Genomic DNA, 17,018 nt, shown 5'->3' with positions numbered 1-17,018 from the left:
TCCGTAAAGAAGGAATTCGATACTGCTACTTTATGAAAGCCTGCTCCTGGCCGCCACCGCCGTGCGATGGGCTGCGCTTTTCGCGGGGCAGGGCGCCGCAGGCGCGGATAAGCGCCGCGGACTGCACGCCGCTGCGCACCGCCGTCTCCAGCGTGGCGGGGTAGTCGCCGGCGGTATAGTCGCCCGCCAGAACCAGTCCCGGCAGCGCGGTCCCGTTGCCGGGGCGCGCCAGGCCGGGGGTGCAGGAAAAGGTCGCGCGCTTCTCCGTGATCACTTGCGTCCATTGGGGCGCGGCCAGCTCGGGACGCCGAAAATCCTGCGCCAGCTGGGCGGCGATGTGCGCCGCCAGCGCGTCCTGCTTGATCTGGGCGGCATCGCCCGCGGCGCTGAGCACGACCGCCAGCAGACCCGGGTGGGCGGCGTCGAGCTGCCCCCGGTCGAAGGCGAACTGGCCCCAACGGCCGGCCTCGGGCTCGTCCAGCAGCGCGTAGAAGGGCAGGTTCAGGCGCACGGACGCATCGTATTGCAGATAGCAGGTGGCGATCGGCTCGTAGCTGAAGCTAGATAACTGGGCGCAGAGCTCCGCCGTTTCCGGATGGTCGCCGAGCAGGGCCGCCGACTGGCTGGCGGGCGTGGCCAGCACCACCGCATCGAACGAGTGGGGCTCGTCGCCGATCGCCGCCTGCCAGCCGTCCCCGTCCCGCGCGATGGCCGTGAGCTTGACCCCTGTGCGCACGGCGCCGCCATGCGCTTCGAGATAGCGCGCCGCGGCCTGCGGGAACAAGGCTCCCATGTCGAGGCGCGGCAGCAGCATGTCCGAAGCCGCGCGGCGCTTCGCGCCCAGGCTGTCGCGCAGCACCGCCAGGAACACCTTGGCCGAGGCCCGCGCGGGCGGCGTATTCAGGGCGGCGATGCACAGCGGATGCCACAGCAGGCGGTTCAGGCGCGCGGTCTGGCCGAAGCGCTCGAGCAGTTCGTCCACCGTGCAGTCCTGGTAGAGCACCCAGCCCATCCATTTGGCGGCGCTGTGAAAGCGCGCCAGCGCGAGCTTGTCGGCGCGCCCCAGGCCTTTGGCGCGCAGCAGGGCGGCAAACAGGTGAAAGGGCGCCGGCCAGCGCGGCGCGACGAAGTCCATGCCGCCGCTGCCCTCGGGGTAACGCATCTGCACGGGCAGGCGCAGCAAGGCCAGTTCCGGGTCGATGCCGACCTGCCGCAAGAGGCGCAGCGTCTCGTCATAGGCGCCGAGCAGGATGTGCTGGCCGTTGTCGAGCATCTTGCCCTGCACCTCGACCCCGCGCGCGCGGCCGCCCAGGGTGCGCGCGGCCTCGACCAGCGTGACCCGGCTGCCCGCGCGCGCGAGTTCGACGGCGGCGGCGCAACCGGCCCAGCCGCCACCGGCGACCAGGACCCGCTGCCCGCCGCTAGGTGCGGACATAGGTCTTCCAGGCCAGCCACAGCTTGCGCAGCGGCGTGAGCGAAATGCGCTGGTTCAGCACGTGGAAGCCGTCGCGCTCGATCTCGTCGAGCAGGGTGCGGTAGATCGCGGCCATCATCAGGCCCGGGCGCTGGGCGCGCCGGTCTTCCTTCGGCAGCAGGGCAAACGCCTCGTCATAGGTGCGCTGGGCGCGCTCGGTCTGGTATCGCATCAGCGCCTCGAACTTCTCGCTGTGGCGGAAATTGAGCAGGTCGGCGGCGGTCACCCCGAACTGCTGCAATTCGTTGACCGGCAGGTAGATGCGGCCCTTGCGCGCGTCGTCGCCGACATCGCGGATGATATTCGTGAGCTGGAAGGCCAGGCCGAGCTTCTCGGCATAGGCCAGGGTCTGCGGGTTGGTGTAGCCGAAGATGCTGGCCGACAGGATGCCGACCACGCCCGCCGCGCGCCAGCAGTATTTCTGCAGTCCGGGGTAATCGAGGTAGCGGCTCTGGTCGAGATCCATCTCCATGCCGTCGATGATGGCCTGCAGGTGCTGTTCTTCGAGCTGGTAGACGGCGATGTGCGGCTGCAGCGCCTTGGTCACCGGGTGGGTCGGGGCGCCCTTGACCATGCTGGAGACTTCGGTGCGCCACCAGGCCAGCTTGATGCGCGCCACCGACGGGTCGGTCGCTTCGTCCACCGTATCGTCCACCTCGCGGCAGAAGGCGTAGAGCGCGGTGATCGCGCGCCGGCGCTCCTGGGGCAGGAACAGGAAGCTGTAATAGAAGCTGGAGCCGCTCTGGACGGTCTTTTGCTGGCAGTATTCGTCGGGGGACATGTAATGATTGCTTATCAGGGTGGCGATGCTAACCCGCTATTCTAGCGTTGTTGCGGGCTTGGGTGCGACGGGACGGTAGAGCTACATGCGCAGCGCGCCCCAGCCCACGGCCAGCCAGTCGGCTGCGGCCAGGGTGGGCCGGCGCCCGAAGACGTCGTAATCGGCGCGCTCGATGGCGTCCAGGATGCGCAGGCCGCCCTGCACGATCAGGCGCAGCTCCCAGCCGATGCGGCCCGGCAGGCGCCGCGCCAGGGGCGCGCCGCCCATCATCAGGCTGCGGGCGCGCTCGGCCTCGAAGCGCATCAGGGCGCGCCAGGCCGGGGTGGCCGGGTGGGCCAGCAGGTCCGCCTCGCTGACGCCATGGCGTTCCAGGTCTTCCAGCGGCAGGTAGATGCGGCCCTTGGTGAGGTCGATCGCGACGTCTTGCCAGAAGTTGATCAGCTGCAGGGCAGTGCAGATCGCGTCCGAATCGCGCAGGTTGCGCTCGTCCACGGCGTCGTAGAGTTCCAGCATCAGGCGCCCGACCGGGTTGGCCGAGCGCCGGCAATAGTCGAGCAGGGCGGTGTAATCGGGATAGCGGGTGGTGACCACGTCCTGGCGGAAGGCCGACAGCAGGTCGTGCATCGGCGCCACCGGCAGCCGGAACTCGGCCACCACGCCGGCCAGCCGGGCAAACATCGGGTCCGCGGGAACCGCGCCGCGTTCGATGGCTTCCAATGCCTGGGCGTAGCTTGCCAGCGCCGCGAGTCGCTCGCTTGGGGTGGCGTCGCCTTCATCGGCGATATCGTCGGCGCTGCGGGCGAAGGCATAGATCGCCTCGACGGCCGGCGCCAGGCGGCGCGGCAGCAAAAAGGATGCGACCGGGAAGTTTTCGTAGTGCTCGACGGGCATATTCGACGGTTGCCTCTAAAGCCATTTTGTTCGGTGTTTCCAAGATTATAATTGCTCGATAACAAATGCCCAAACTCGGGCATGCCTACGACAAGGGGTCCGCCGTGTTCCAGTCTTCCCGCCTGCCGCGCGCCGTCCTGGTGGCGCCACTCCTGCTTGCCATGCTTGCTGCATGCAACAAGCCCGCCCCCAGGACCGACGAGGTGCGCCCGGTGCGCGTCATCCGGCTCGCCGCCGGCAACGGCGCCGAGCACGTGGAATTTTCCGGCGACGTGCGTCCGCGCTACGAGTCGCGCCTGGGCTTCCGGGTCGGCGGCAAGATCGTCGAGCGCAAGGTGGACGTCGGCGCCGCCGTCAAGGTGGGCCAGGTGCTGATGCGGCTCGATCCGCAAGACTTGCGCCTGGCCGAATCCCAGGCCAGGTCCGCGCTGCGCGCGGCCGAAACCCAGCGCGACCTGGCCCAGTCGGACTTCAAGCGACACCAGGGCCTGCGCGCCGCGAATTTCGTCAGCCAGGCGGTGCTGGACGCCAAGCAGTCGGCCTTGCGCGCGGCCCAGGCCAATGTCGACGCGGCGGGCGCGCTCTTGCGCGGCCAGTCGAACCAGGCCGGTTATGCCGTCCTGGCCTCGGACATGGAGGGCGTGGTCACCGCCATCGACGCCGAAGTCGGCCAGGTGGTCGCGGCCGGCGCGCCCGTGGTGCGGGTGGCCCGTACCCTCGAGAAGGAGGTCGTGATCGGCGTTCCCGAAGACCGGGTCGGCCAGCTGCGCCAGGCGAGCGGCGTCACCGTGCGGCTGTGGGCCAATCGCGAGTCTGGCATTCCCGGCACGATCCGCGAAGTCTCGCCGGTGGCCGATCCCGCCACCCGCACCTATGCGGTCAAGGTGGCGCTGCCTCCTGGCCTTGATGTGCGCCTGGGCATGACCGCCACCGTGGAGCTGGTGACGGGCGCCGGCAACGCTGCCGCGCTGCGCCTGCCGCTGAGCGCCCTGGTGCAGGACAAGGGCGCTACATCCGTCTGGGTAGTTGAAAAAGAAGCGGTGCAGCTGCGCCGGGTGCAGCTGGCCGGGCAGTCCGGCAACGACCTGCTGGTCTCCAGCGGCGTGCAGCCCGGCCAGACCGTCGTCACGGCCGGCGTGCACCTGCTCAAACCCGGCCAGAAGGTACGCATATTGACTGCCGACGTGGCGCGCAGGGGTGACACCGAAGCGGCAGCGGTGGGCGGGGGCGCTCGATGAGGGGTTTCAATCTCTCGCGCTGGGCGCTGGAGCACATCCCGCTCACGCGCTACCTGATCGCCGCGCTGCTCATCGGCGGCATCCTGAGCTACCAGCAGCTGGGCCAGGACGAAGATCCGCCCTTCACCTTCCGCGCGATGGTGGTCAAGGCCGTCTGGCCGGGCGCCACCGCCGTGCAGATGGCCGAGCAGGTCACCGACCCGCTCGAACGCAAGCTCCAGGAAACCCCGTACATCGACCGCATCCGCAGCTTTTCCAAGCCGGGCGAGACGACCATCATCATCGAGCTGCGCGAATCGACGCCGCCCGAGGAAACGGCGCCGACCTGGTACCAGGTGCGCAAGAAAATCGGCGACATGGCGCGCACGCTGCCGCAAGGCGTGATCGGTCCCTTCTTCAACGACGAATTCGGCGACACCTATGGGTCGATCTTCGCCTTGTCGAGCGACGGGTTCTCGCAGGCCGAGATGCGCGACTACGCCGACTTCGTGCGCCAGCAGCTGCTCACCGTGCCGCTGGTCGCGAAGGTCGAACAGTTCGGCGTGCAGGACGAGAAGGTCTATATCGAATTCTCGAGCAAGAAATTCGCCCAGCTGGGCATTCCCTTCGAGCAGATCGTGGGCCAGATCGCGACGCAAAACCAGGTCGAGGCCAGCGGCGTGCTGGTCACGCCCACCGACTACCTGCAGGTGCGCGTGACGGGGGCGCTCAAGACGGTCGGCCTGCTGGAAAACCTGCAGCTGCGCGCGGGGAACACCACCTTCCGCCTGGGCGACTTCGCCACCGTCAAGCGCGGCTACCAGGACCCGCCGGCGGACAAGATGCGCTTCAACGGCAAGGAAGTGATCGGCCTGGGCGTGTCGATGGAGAAGGGCGGGAACATCATCAAGCTGGGCGAAGGCCTGGACGCGACCGTCACCCGCATCCGCGCCCAGTTGCCGGTCGGGATCGAGCTCGAACGCGTCACCGACCAGCCGGCCGCCGTCACGGCCTCGGTCGACGAATTCGTCAAGGTGCTGGCCGAAGCGGTGGTCATCGTGCTGGCGGTCTCCTTCATCGCGCTCGGCCTGCATACCAAGCCCCGGCTGCGCATTGACGTGCGCCCGGGCCTGGTGGTGGCGCTGACGATTCCGCTGGTGCTGGCAATTACCTTCCTGTTCATGCGCCTGCTGGATATTTCGCTGCACAAGATCTCGCTCGGCGCGCTCATCATTGCACTGGGACTGCTGGTGGACGACGCCATCATCGCCGTGGAGATGATGGTGCGGAAGATGGAGGAGGGCATGTCGCGCTTCGAGGCGGCCACCTTCGCCTACACCTCGACCGCGATGCCGATGCTGACCGGGACCTTGATCACAGCGGCCGGCTTCCTGCCGATCGGCCTGGCGAAATCGGCCGCCGGCGAATACACCTTCACGATGTTCTCGGTGAACGCGCTGGCCCTCCTGATTTCGTGGGTGGCGGCGGTGGTGTTCACGCCCTATATCGGCTACGTTCTGCTGCGGGTAAAACCGCACGCCCAGGGCGAATCCTCGCACGAGGTCTTCGACAGCCCGGCCTACGAACGCTTCCGCCGCCTGGTGCACCGCTGCGTCGAATGGCGCAAGACCACGATCGCGCTGAGCCTGGGCGTGTTCGCGCTGGGCGTATTCGGCTTCAATTTCATCGAGAAGCAGTTCTTCCCGGATTCCAGCCGCCCCGAGCTGATGGTAGAAATGTGGTCGCCCGAGGGCACCAGCTTTGCCGCCAACGAGGCGGTGGTGAAGCGCTTCGAAGGCTTCCTGAAGGGGCAGAAGGGCGTGCAGAGCGTGACCAGCTATGTCGGCACCGGCAGCCCGCGCTTCTACCTGCCGCTCGACCAGATCTTCCCGCAGTCGAACGTCGCCCAGCTGGTGGTATTGCCCGTCGATGCGGCCGCGCGCGAAGCCTTGCGCTTGACAATCGAGGAAGCCTTCCGCAATGATTTTCCAGAGGTGCGCGGCCGGGTCAAGCTGCTCCCGAATGGCCCGCCCGTGGCGTATCCGGTGCAATTCCAGGTGCTGGGCCCGGACATCGGCATCGTGCGCACCCTGGCCGACCAGGTGAAGGACACCTTGCGCGCCAACCCGAACACGGTGGGCGTCAACGACAACTGGAACGAGTCGGTGAAAGTGCTGCGCCTGGACCTCGACCAGGACAAGCTGCGCGCCCTTGGCGTGACCTCGCAGGCGGTGCGCCGGGTCGTCAATACCGCGCTGACCGGCACCCCGGTCGGGCAGTTCCGCGAGACCAACCGCCTGATCGACATCGTGGTGCGCCAGCCTTTGGAGGAGCGCTCGACCATCAGCCGGCTGTCGGAAGCGCAGGTAGCCACGACCGGCGGTCGTTTCGTGCCGCTGGGCCAGGTGGCGCGGGTGCAGTTCGTGTGGGAGCCGGGCGTGGTCTGGCGCGAGGGCCGCGAGTGGGCCATCATGGTCCAGTCCGACGTTGTCGAAGGCATCCAGGGTCCGACCGTCACCGCCCAGGTGGACGACAAGCTCGCCGCCATGCGCGGCAAGCTGCCGGCCGGCTACCGCGTCACGGTGGAAGGCGCGGCGGCCGACAGCTCGGACGCGGAAGCCTCGATCATGGCCAACGTGCCGCTGGTGCTGTTCATCGTGTTCACGCTGCTGATGCTCCAGCTGCACAGCTTCTCGCGGGCGCTGCTGGTGTTCCTGACCGGCCCGCTGGGCATTGCCGGTGCGGCGATGGCGCTGCTGGTGTTCGGCCGGCCCTTCGGCTTCGTCGCCAACCTGGGCGTGATCGCGCTGTTCGGCATGATCATCCGCAATTCGGTGATCCTGGTGGACCAGATCGAGCAGGATATCGCGGGCGGTGCCGAGGCCTGGGATGCGATCGTCGAGTCGGCGGTGCGGCGCTGCCGGCCGATCCTGCTGACGGCCGCCGCCGCGGCGCTGGCCATGATTCCGCTGTCGCGCTCGGTGTTCTGGGGGCCGATGGCGGTGGCGATCATGGGTGGGCTGCTGGTGGCGACCGCCTTGACGCTGTTGTTCCTGCCGGCTTTGTATGCGGCGTGGTTCAGGGTCAAGAAGCCGGTGGGGGCCAAGCTCGCGTGAATTCAGGCGCGTTCGACGAGGGTATGCATATGGCAGAGTCACGCTTCCCCTATATAGAAGAGCTCCATCCCTCGCACGCCAAGCAAAAAACGCCCAATAGTGACAGAAAATCCAGTAAAATAATTGGCTGAAGTTGTAGCCCATAAACAGAGGAGTGCAGGGCGGCCGGTTTCACTGTCGGGCGCCCTTTGTTTTTGTGGCAGAAAATGCAATCCTGCGCGAGGATGGCGAAATTGGTAGACGCACCAGGTTTAGGTCCTGACGCCAGCAATGGTGTGGGGGTTCGAGTCCCCCTCCTCGCACCACGAATAATTATTTTTTTGGACGATTTTTATAATGGCAACTGCAGTCGAAACCCTGGGTAAACTCGAGCGTCGCTTGACGATCTCTTTTCCGGTAGCTGACGTCCGTACGGAGGTCGAAAAGCGCCTCAAGCAGCAGGCCAAGACGGCAAAAGCCCCTGGCTTCCGCCCTGGCAAAGTGCCGCTCAAGATGGTCGCGGCGCAATACGGTTACCAGATCGAATCGGACGTGCTGAACGACAAAGTCGGCCGCGCGTTCAACGAAGCAGCCAACGAGAACCAGTTGCGCGTTGCCGGTTTCCCGAAAATCGAGCCGAAACAGGACGCACCTGAAGGCATGCTCGAATTCGACGCGACCTTCGAAGTCTATCCAGAAGTCGTGCTGGCCGACCTGTCCACCATGGAAGTCGAAACCGTCGCCGCCGACGTGACCGACGCTGAAATCGACAAGACCATCGACATCCTGCGCAAGCAGCGCGTCCACTACCACACCAAGGGCGTGGCGGGCGAGCACGGCGACGGCGGCGAGCCGGTGGCCGCCAATGGCGACCGCGTGACCGTCGACTTCGTCGGCAAGATCGACGGCGTCGAATTCGATGGCGGCAAGGCCGACAACTACGCCTTCGTGCTGGGCGAAGGCCGCATGCTGCCGGAATTCGAAGCAGCGACCATCGGCCTGAAAGTCGGCGAAAGCAAGACCTTCCCGCTGGCCTTCCCTGAGGATTACCACGGTAAAGATGTCGCCGGCAAGACCGCCGACTTCACCATCACCCTGAACAAGCTCGAGTGGGCGCACATGCCTGAAATCGACGCCGAGTTCGCCAAGTCGCTGGGCATCGAAGACGGCGCCGTCGAAAAGATGCGCGACGACATCAAGACCAACCTCGAGCGTGAAGTCACCGCCCGCGTCAAGGCCCGCAACAAGGAAGCCGTGATGGACGCGCTGGTCAAGGCGACCGAGATGGAAGTGCCGAAGGCCATGATCCAGCAGGATTCGGAGCGCCTGGCCGAAATGACCCGCCAGGACATGATGCAGCGTGGCATGGACGTCAAGGCGATGCCTTTCCCGTCCGAGATGTTCGCCGATAAGGCAGAGCGCCGCGTGCGCCTGGGCCTGATCCTGTCGCAGTTGGTTAGCGACAACAATCTGCAGGCAACCCAGGAACAGGTCAAAGCCCAGATCGAAGACTTCTCGCAAAGTTACGAAGATCCAAAAGAAGTCCTCAAGTACTATTACAGCGACCGTCGCCGCCTGGGCGAAGTCGAGGCACTTGTTTTGGAAGAAAACGTCGTTAACTATGTGCTCGGTAAGGCCAAGGTCAGCACCAAGACCATCGCTTTCGATGAACTGATGGGTGGCAACGCTCAGGGTTAATTGAAACACCCGGCCCGCAAGGGTAGGATGTGGTTTTCGTAGGGTGGGCGGGGTGATTCAGGTCAGTGACCTGAATTACGAACGCCCACGGTTGTTTTGGTTGAGGCAAGATCATCATGCTCGATGACGGAGCCGACGACTATCACCGCGCGGGCAGCGAAGCTGCCCACCCTACGTGTATCGTGGCCGGGGTTTTTGCAATCCACTTTTAACAAGGAACGAGACAGGTATGATTCATAATCCGGCATTGGATACCCAAGCACTCGGCCTCGTGCCGATGGTGGTCGAACAAAGCGGCCGCGGCGAGCGCGCCTATGACATCTATTCGCGCCTCCTGAAGGAACGCGTGATCTTCCTGGTCGGTCCTGTCAACGACCAGATGGCCAACCTCATCGTGGCCCAGATGCTGTTCCTGGAAAGCGAGAATCCGGACAAGGATATTTCGCTCTACATCAACTCGCCTGGCGGTTCCGTCTCGGCGGGCCTGGCGATCTTCGACACGATGAACTTCATCAAGCCCGATGTGTCGACGCTGTGTACCGGCCTGGCGGCCTCGATGGGCGCCTTCCTGCTGGCTGCCGGCGCCAAGGGCAAGCGTTTCTCGCTGCCGAACTCGCGCGTCATGATCCACCAGCCGTCCGGTGGCTCGCAGGGCATGGCTTCGGACATCGAGATTCAGGCCAAGGAAATCCTGTACCTGCGCGAGCGCCTGGCGCGCATCATGGCCGACAACACCGGCCAGACGATCGAGCAGATCCACAAGGATACCGACCGCGACCGCTTCATGTCGGCGGAAGAATCGGTCGAGTACGGTCTGATCGACCGCGTTCTGACCAACCGCGCATAAGCAAACGCCTTGCGACGCCGCGAAGGTGTTGCCAAAAAACGCCCGGGCGCATGACGTTCGGGCGTTTCGTTTTTATTTCGGGTAGCATGTTCGTACGCGCACTTGTTGCGCGTCCGTATTAGCGTTATATTCAAGCAACTAAATAGATAACCTGCCCCATGTCTGACAAAAAATCCTCCAGCGGCGAAAAACTTCTGTATTGCTCGTTCTGCGGAAAGAGCCAGCACGAAGTCAAGAAGCTGATCGCGGGACCGTCGGTATTCATCTGCGATGAATGCATCGATCTGTGCAATGACATCATCCGCGACGAAACTTCGAATGTCGAGTCGGTGGCGGGCGCCAAGTCCGACCTGCCGACGCCACACGAAATCACCGAACTGCTCGACCAGTACGTGATCGGCCAGCAAACGGCCAAGCGCATCCTGTCGGTGGCGGTGTACAACCATTACAAACGCCTCAAGCACCTGAGCAAGAAAGACGACATCGAGCTGGCGAAGAGCAATATTCTGCTCGTCGGCCCGACCGGCTCCGGCAAGACCCTGCTGGCCCAGACCCTGGCGCGCATGCTCAACGTCCCCTTCGTGATCGCCGACGCGACCACGCTGACCGAAGCCGGCTATGTCGGCGAAGACGTCGAGAACATCATCCAGAAGCTGCTGCAAAGCTGCAATTACGAAGTCGACAAGGCCCAGCGCGGCATCGTCTACATCGACGAGATCGACAAGATTTCGCGCAAGTCCGATAACCCGTCGATCACGCGCGACGTGTCGGGCGAGGGCGTGCAGCAGGCACTGCTGAAACTGATCGAAGGCACCATGGCCTCGGTGCCGCCCCAGGGCGGGCGCAAGCACCCGAACCAGGACTTCGTCCAGATCGACACGACCAACATCATGTTCATCTGCGGCGGCGCCTTCGACGGCCTGGCCAAGATCGTGCAGAACCGTTCGGACAAGGGCGGCATCGGATTCGGCGCCACCGTCAAGAGCCAGACCCAGCGTGCGGCCAGCGAGATCATGATGGAAGCCGAGCCGGAAGACCTGATCAAGTTCGGCCTGATCCCGGAACTGGTCGGCCGCCTGCCGGTCGTCGCCACGCTCAACGAGCTGACCGAAGAAGCGCTGATCCAGATCCTGATCGAGCCGAAAAACGCTTTGATCAAACAGTACTCGAAGCTGCTTGAAATGGAAGGCGCCGAACTCGAAATACGTCCTGCGGCCCTGCACGCGATTGCCCGTAAAGCATTGGCGCGCAAGACCGGTGCCCGCGGCCTGCGTTCCATCCTCGAACACGCGTTGCTGGATGTGATGTACGAATTGCCGAGTCAGCAAAATGTCGTAAAAGTCGTTATCGATGAAAATACGATCACGAATGCGGCTAAACCTTTGCTTATTTACAGTGAATCGCCAAAAGCTTCCGGCGAAAACTAAAAAAAGGCCTGCACGCTTGCAACAAAACTCTTGCCGTACGGATTCTTGAAGGTACAATTTACTTCAATAAAAGACGCGGGCTTCACTCGAAAAGCCACTCGCCGGGGTAAGCCGGGCGGTGGCTTTTTCATTTGAAAACCGGATTTTATTGGAACGGCTATATTCTTCAATAATTGATAAACTTTTACTTGAAGAAAATATTTTCGCAGTGGCCTTGAGATTTACCCTGCGAGTGCCCAAGTTCAGCAACACGCTTTTATAAGGTACGCCATGACAACTCCGAAATTAACCGAGCAAACGACGCTGCCCCTTTTGCCGTTGCGCGACGTGGTCGTGTTCCCGCATATGGTGATACCTCTGTTCGTTGGCCGCCCTAAATCCATCAAGGCCCTCGAAGCCGCGATGGAGCAGGGCAAGAGCATCATGCTGGCCGCCCAGAAAGCAGCCGCCAAGGACGAACCTTCGGCCGAAGACATCTACGAAATCGGCTGCGTGGCCAATATCCTGCAGATGCTCAAGCTCCCGGACGGTACCGTGAAGGTCCTGGTCGAGGGTTCGCAGCGTGCGCGCATCGACACCATCACCGATGGCGCGACCCACTTTACCGCCGAACTGACCCCGGTCGATTCGGAAGTCGGCGACGACTCCGAAGTCGAGGCCATGCGCCGCGCCATCGTCCAGCAGTTCGACCAGTACGTCAAACTCAACAAAAAGATTCCGCCGGAGATCCTCGCATCGCTGGCAGGCATCGACGATGCCGGCCGCCTGGCCGATACCGTCGCCGCCCACCTGCCCCTCAAGCTCGAGCAGAAGCAGGTCATCCTCGAGATCTTCAACGTCGCCAAGCGCCTCGAGCACCTGCTCGGCCAGCTGGAAGGCGAACTGGACATCCTGCAGGTCGAAAAGCGCATCCGTGGCCGCGTCAAGCGCCAGATGGAGAAGTCGCAGCGCGAGTACTACCTGAACGAGCAGGTCAAGGCCATCCAGAAGGAACTGGGTGAAGGCGAAGAGGGCGCCGACATCGAAGAGCTCGAGAAGAAGGTCATCGCCGCCAGGATGCCGAAAGAGGCACTGGAAAAGGCGCAGGCCGAAATCCGCAAGCTCAAGCTGATGTCGCCGATGTCGGCCGAAGCCACCGTCGTGCGCAACTACATCGACACCCTGGTCTCGCTGCCGTGGAAGAAAAAGTCGAAGGTCACCATCGACCTCGAGAACGCGCAGAACGTCCTGGAAGCCGATCACTATGGCCTCGACAAGATTAAAGAACGCATTCTCGAGTATCTTGCGGTCCAACAGCGCGTCGACAAGCTCAAGGCCCCGATCCTGTGCTTCGTGGGTCCTCCGGGCGTGGGTAAAACCTCGCTGGGCCAGTCCATCGCCCGCGCCACGAACCGCAAGTTCGTGCGCATGGCCCTGGGCGGCGTGCGCGACGAAGCCGAGATCCGCGGCCACCGCCGTACCTATATCGGCTCGATGCCGGGCAAGGTGCTGCAGTCGCTGGCGAAAGTCGGCGTGCGCAACCCCTTGTTCCTGCTCGACGAGATCGACAAGATGGGCGCGGACTTCCGCGGCGACCCGTCGTCGGCCCTGCTCGAGGTGCTGGACCCGGAACAGAACCACACGTTCTCGGACCACTACCTGGAAGTGGACTTCGACCTGTCGGACGTGATGTTCGTGGCGACCTCGAACTCGTACAACATCCCGCCGGCGCTGCTCGACCGCATGGAAGTCATCCGTCTGTCGGGTTACACCGAAGACGAGAAGACCAGCATCGCCCAGCGCTACCTGCTGCCGAAGCAGCTCAAAGCCAACGGCCTGAAGGAAGAAGAGATCAAGGTCGAAGAGAGCGCGGTGCGCGACATCATCCGCTACTACACCCGTGAAGCGGGCGTGCGTTCGCTGGACCGCGAAATCTCCAAGATCTGCCGCAAGGTCGTCAAGATGCTGCTGCTGAAGAAAACGGAAAAGCGCGTGATCGTCAACGGCAAGAACCTGGACAAGTTCCTGGGCGTTCGCCGCTACGATTTCGGTGTGGCCGAGAAGCAGAACCAGGTCGGCCAGGTGGTCGGTCTGGCCTGGACCGAAGTGGGCGGCGACCTGCTCACGATCGAAGCCGTCAACGTGCCGGGCAAGGGCGCCATCATCCGCACCGGTACCCTGGGCGACGTGATGAAGGAATCGATCGAGGCAGCGCGCACCGTCGTGCGTAGCCGCGCCCAGCGTTTCGGCATCAAGGCGGAAGCGTTCGAGAAGAACGATATCCACATCCACGTGCCGGAAGGCGCGACGCCGAAGGATGGTCCGTCGGCCGGTATCGGCATGACCACCGCCCTGGTCTCGGCCTTCACCGGCATTCCGGTCCGTGCCGACGTGGCGATGACGGGCGAGATCACGCTGCGCGGCGAAGTGCTGCCGATCGGCGGCCTGAAAGAGAAACTGCTGGCAGCCCACCGCGGCGGCATCAAGACGGTCCTGATCCCCGAGCAGAACGTGAAGGACCTGGCCGAGATTCCTGACAACGTCAAGAACAAGCTCGAGATCGTGCCGGTGCGCTGGATCGAGAAGGTGCTCGAGGTCGCCCTGGAACGCCTGCCGGAACCGATCGTCGACGCACCGGCCACGGTGGCCGTGGCGCCTGCCGCGGCTGTGGATGGGCAGACGGATGTGGTCAAGCACTGATCGCTTGTATTGATCGGTAAAACAGGCGCCTGCGGCGCCTGTTTTTTTTGGACGACCCGGGCAGCGCCCAAACAACGACATAGGCACACCGCATCCCCATGCCCCACGCATGTTGCTTGACAGACTAATGTTGCCCTTGTTTAATACGCGCTTGCACTTTTGCATGCAGGCGCATGAGCGTCGAACGAATAAACGAGGGTTAGAGTGAACAAGACAGAACTGATCGAAGAAATCGCGAAGTCCGCGGACATCACCAAGGCCTCGGCCACGCGCGCACTCGACGCGATGATCAACGCTGTGACGGAAAGCCTGAAGCAGAACGACAGCGTCACGCTGGTCGGCTTCGGCACCTTCACCGTGGGCGATCGCGCCGCGCGCACCGGCCGCGATCCGCGCACCAAGGAACCCATCAAGATCAAGGCTGCCAAGGTTCCAAAATTTAAGGCTGGTAAAGCACTGAAAGATGCTGTAAACTAATGCCTTCTCTGCAGTGACATGCAGGGGAGCTGCCTGAAAAGGTAGTGAATGACGTGTTTTTGTTGGAGCGGTAGTTCAGTTGGTTAGAATACCGGCCTGTCACGCCGGGGGTCGCGGGTTCGAGTCCCGTCCGCTCCGCCAACATCCACAACATTATTCTGGAGCGGTAGTTCAGTTGGTTAGAATACCGGCCTGTCACGCCGGGGGTCGCGGGTTCGAGTCCCGTCCGCTCCGCCAGAATTCAGAAGTACCCGGCAGCTTGCAAAAGCCGTGCGGGAAACAAGAAGGGGCGAACGCGAGTTCGCCTTTTTTTTTACATTATCAACCTTGAATGGCTGACCATGTTTGAATTTGTCCGTAACAACAAGCGCGTGATGCAGGGCCTGCTGCTCGTGCTGATCGTGCCGTCATTTGTCCTGGTCGGTGTCGAGAGCTACCAGAACCGCGGCGACGCCGCAGCCGGCGTCGCCACCGTCGCCGGCCAGAAGGTCACCCAGCAGGAATGGGAAGAAGCCCAGCGCCGCCAGATCGACCAGGCGCGCCGCATGATGGGCGCCCAGTTCGACCAGAAGCTGTTCGAGACCCCGGAAGCCAAGCAGGCGATCCTGAACAACCTGGTGGCAGAACGCGCCGTCGCCGCCGAGATCGCGCGCGGCAACCTGACCGTCAGCGACGCCGCCCTGCAAAAGAGCATCCTGGCGATCGAATCCTTCCGCAAGCCGGACGGCACGTTCGACATGGAACAGTACAAGTCCGCGCTGGCCGCGCAGGGCATGACGCCGGCGATGTTCGACCAGCGCCTGCGCCGCGACCTGGCCGTGCAGCAGATCTCCAGCTCGATCGAAGCGACTGCCTTCGCACCGCGCAGTGTGTCGACCCGCCTGTCGGACATCAACGACCAGGAACGCGAAGTCCAGGAGCTGCTGTTCCCGGTGGCTGCCTACCTGCCGCAGGTGAAAGTCACCGACGCGATGGTCAAGGCCTATTACGACAAGAACGCCCAGCTGTTCACCGTGCCCGAGCAGGTCAAGGCCGAATACGTCGTGTTCGACGCCGACGTCGTCGCCAGCCAGACCCAGGTCACCGACGCGGAAGTGGCCGACTACTACAACAAGAACGTCAAGAGCTACACGACGCCGGAACAGCGCACCGCCAGCCACATCCTGATCAACCTGGCGCGCGACGCGAAGCCGGCCGACCAGGCAGCGGCCAAGGCCAAGGCCGAAGCCGTGCTGCTTGAGGTGCGCAAGAACCCGGCCAACTTCGCCGAGATCGCCAAGGCGCAGTCGCAGGACCAGGGCTCGGCCCAGGCCGGCGGCGACCTCGGCGTGGTGGAGAAGGGCGCCTTCGTCAAACCGGTCGAAGACGCGATCTACGCCCTGAAAGAAGGCGAGACGAGCGCCCTGGTGCAGTCGGAATTCGGCTACCACATCATCAAGGTCACCGCGGTCAAGCCGGCTGCGCAAAAGCCGCTGGACGCTGCGAAAGAGCAGATCGCCGCCGACCTCAAGAAGCAGAAGATGTCGAAGAAGTATTCGGAATTGGCCGAGATCTTCACCAACATGGTGTACGAGCAGTCGGACAGCCTCAAGCCCGTCGCCGACAAGCTGGGCCTGAAGATCGAAACCGTCGATGCGCTGACCCGTACCCCGAGCCCGCAGATGGCGCAGGCGCCGTTCAATCATCCGAAATTCCTGGCCGCGATTTTTGGTGCGGATGCGGTCAAGAACAAGCGCAACACCGAAGCCGTCGAAGTCGCGCCGAGCGTGCTGATCGCCGGCCGCGTGGTCGAGTTCAAGCCGGCCGCCAAGCGTCCGCTGCTTGAGGTCGACGCCGCCATCCGCCAGCGCGTGACGCTGGAAGAAGCAGCGCGCCTGGCACGCCAGGCCGGCGAAGCCAAGCTCGCCGCCGCCAAGGCATCTGGCGATGCCACCGGTTTCGGCGAAGCGAAGATGATCTCGCGCACCAAGGAGCCATCGATCAACACCACCGCGGCGATCGCCGTGCTCAAGGCCGACGTGACCAAATTGCCTGCCTATGTCGGTGTCGACGTGCCGGGCCAGGGCTATGGCGTCTACCGCATCGGCAAGATCTCGCAGCCTGCCCAGCCGGACGCGAACCGCCGCAAGCAGGAAGCGCAGCAGATCTCGACCCTGGTGGGCCAGTCGGAGATGTTCAACTATGTCGAGGCGCTCAAGACCAAGGCCAAGGCCAAGGTGGATGTGCAGCCGTCGCAGTTGGGTGTGAAGACCGACGCGCAGTAAGACAGCGCGTGTTAAAAAAGCCCGGCTTGCTTGCGCAGCCGGGCTTTTTTGTTTGTGCGACGGATCATCGGGGAGTTGAACGCGCGGGCAAGGGACTTGCCCACCCTACGAGCAGCCGCTGATCCGTAGGGTGGGCAGGTTTCCTGCCCGCGCGTTCAACCAGCTCGC

11 protein-coding genes and 3 tRNA genes are annotated in these 17,018 nt (G+C 63.5%); 11 read left to right on the top strand and 3 right to left on the bottom strand.

Annotated features, from left to right (window positions below; all coding sequences use genetic code 11):
* Positions 1-25: 25 nt before the first annotated feature.
* From hpnE to hpnC, 3 genes are all read right to left on the bottom strand, one after another.
* Complete coding sequence (gene hpnE / locus AC56LR_RS18355) at positions 26-1,435, bottom strand: hydroxysqualene dehydroxylase HpnE (RefSeq protein ID WP_497132417.1); 1,410 nt, start codon at positions 1,433-1,435, stop codon at positions 26-28.
* Positions 1,422-2,255, bottom strand: coding sequence for a presqualene diphosphate synthase HpnD (hpnD, locus tag AC56LR_RS18350; RefSeq protein ID WP_497132415.1), 834 nt, complete (start codon positions 2,253-2,255; stop codon positions 1,422-1,424). Before hpnD ends, hpnE begins: the two co-directional genes overlap by 14 nt.
* A gap of 81 nt (positions 2,256-2,336) precedes the next feature.
* The gene (gene hpnC / locus AC56LR_RS18345) at positions 2,337-3,146 is read right to left on the bottom strand and encodes a squalene synthase HpnC (RefSeq protein ID WP_497132413.1); all 810 of its coding nucleotides are present in this window, start codon (positions 3,144-3,146) and stop codon (positions 2,337-2,339) included.
* Between the two features lie 65 nt (positions 3,147-3,211).
* Between hpnC and AC56LR_RS18340 the strand changes: the two genes are divergently transcribed.
* From AC56LR_RS18340 to AC56LR_RS18290, 11 genes are all read left to right on the top strand, one after another.
* Positions 3,212-4,384 carry an efflux RND transporter periplasmic adaptor subunit gene (locus tag AC56LR_RS18340; RefSeq protein WP_497132412.1) on the top strand — a complete coding sequence of 391 codons (1,173 nt, stop codon included), beginning with the start codon at positions 3,212-3,214 and terminating at the stop codon, positions 4,382-4,384.
* Positions 4,381-7,479, top strand: a complete 3,099-nt coding sequence (locus AC56LR_RS18335; RefSeq protein WP_497132410.1) for an efflux RND transporter permease subunit — start codon at positions 4,381-4,383, stop codon at positions 7,477-7,479. Before AC56LR_RS18340 ends, AC56LR_RS18335 begins: the two co-directional genes overlap by 4 nt.
* A gap of 218 nt (positions 7,480-7,697) precedes the next feature.
* Positions 7,698-7,784 (top strand) — tRNA-Leu (locus AC56LR_RS18330).
* 31 nt (positions 7,785-7,815) lie between these two features.
* The gene (gene tig, locus AC56LR_RS18325; RefSeq protein WP_497132408.1) at positions 7,816-9,156 is read left to right on the top strand and encodes a trigger factor; all 1,341 of its coding nucleotides are present in this window, start codon (positions 7,816-7,818) and stop codon (positions 9,154-9,156) included.
* A 229-nt stretch (positions 9,157-9,385) separates the two neighbouring features.
* Positions 9,386-10,003 (top strand): ATP-dependent Clp endopeptidase proteolytic subunit ClpP, encoded by a 618-nt coding sequence (clpP, locus tag AC56LR_RS18320; protein ID WP_091875986.1) that lies wholly within the window; start codon positions 9,386-9,388, stop codon positions 10,001-10,003.
* A 158-nt stretch (positions 10,004-10,161) separates the two neighbouring features.
* On the top strand, positions 10,162-11,430 hold the full coding sequence (gene clpX / locus AC56LR_RS18315) for an ATP-dependent Clp protease ATP-binding subunit ClpX (RefSeq protein WP_497132406.1): 1,269 nt from the start codon (positions 10,162-10,164) through the stop codon (positions 11,428-11,430).
* A 270-nt stretch (positions 11,431-11,700) separates the two neighbouring features.
* Complete coding sequence (lon, locus tag AC56LR_RS18310; protein ID WP_497132404.1) at positions 11,701-14,109, top strand: endopeptidase La; 2,409 nt, start codon at positions 11,701-11,703, stop codon at positions 14,107-14,109.
* A gap of 204 nt (positions 14,110-14,313) precedes the next feature.
* Entirely contained in the window at positions 14,314-14,586 is a 273-nt protein-coding gene (locus tag AC56LR_RS18305; RefSeq protein ID WP_497132402.1) for an HU family DNA-binding protein, read from the top strand.
* 64 nt (positions 14,587-14,650) lie between these two features.
* Positions 14,651-14,727: transfer RNA gene (locus AC56LR_RS18300), tRNA-Asp, on the top strand.
* 19 nt (positions 14,728-14,746) lie between these two features.
* Positions 14,747-14,823, top strand: a tRNA-Asp gene (locus AC56LR_RS18295).
* A gap of 104 nt (positions 14,824-14,927) precedes the next feature.
* Positions 14,928-16,850: a SurA N-terminal domain-containing protein gene (locus tag AC56LR_RS18290; protein ID WP_497132401.1), complete on the top strand. Its 1,923-nt coding sequence runs from the start codon at positions 14,928-14,930 to the stop codon at positions 16,848-16,850.
* Positions 16,851-17,018: the final 168 nt, after the last annotated feature.

The organism is Telluria sp. ZT3P39, assembly GCF_059685935.1.
The sequence above is the reverse complement of the archived record's forward strand: the minus strand, read 5'-3'. Positions and strand labels throughout refer to the sequence as shown.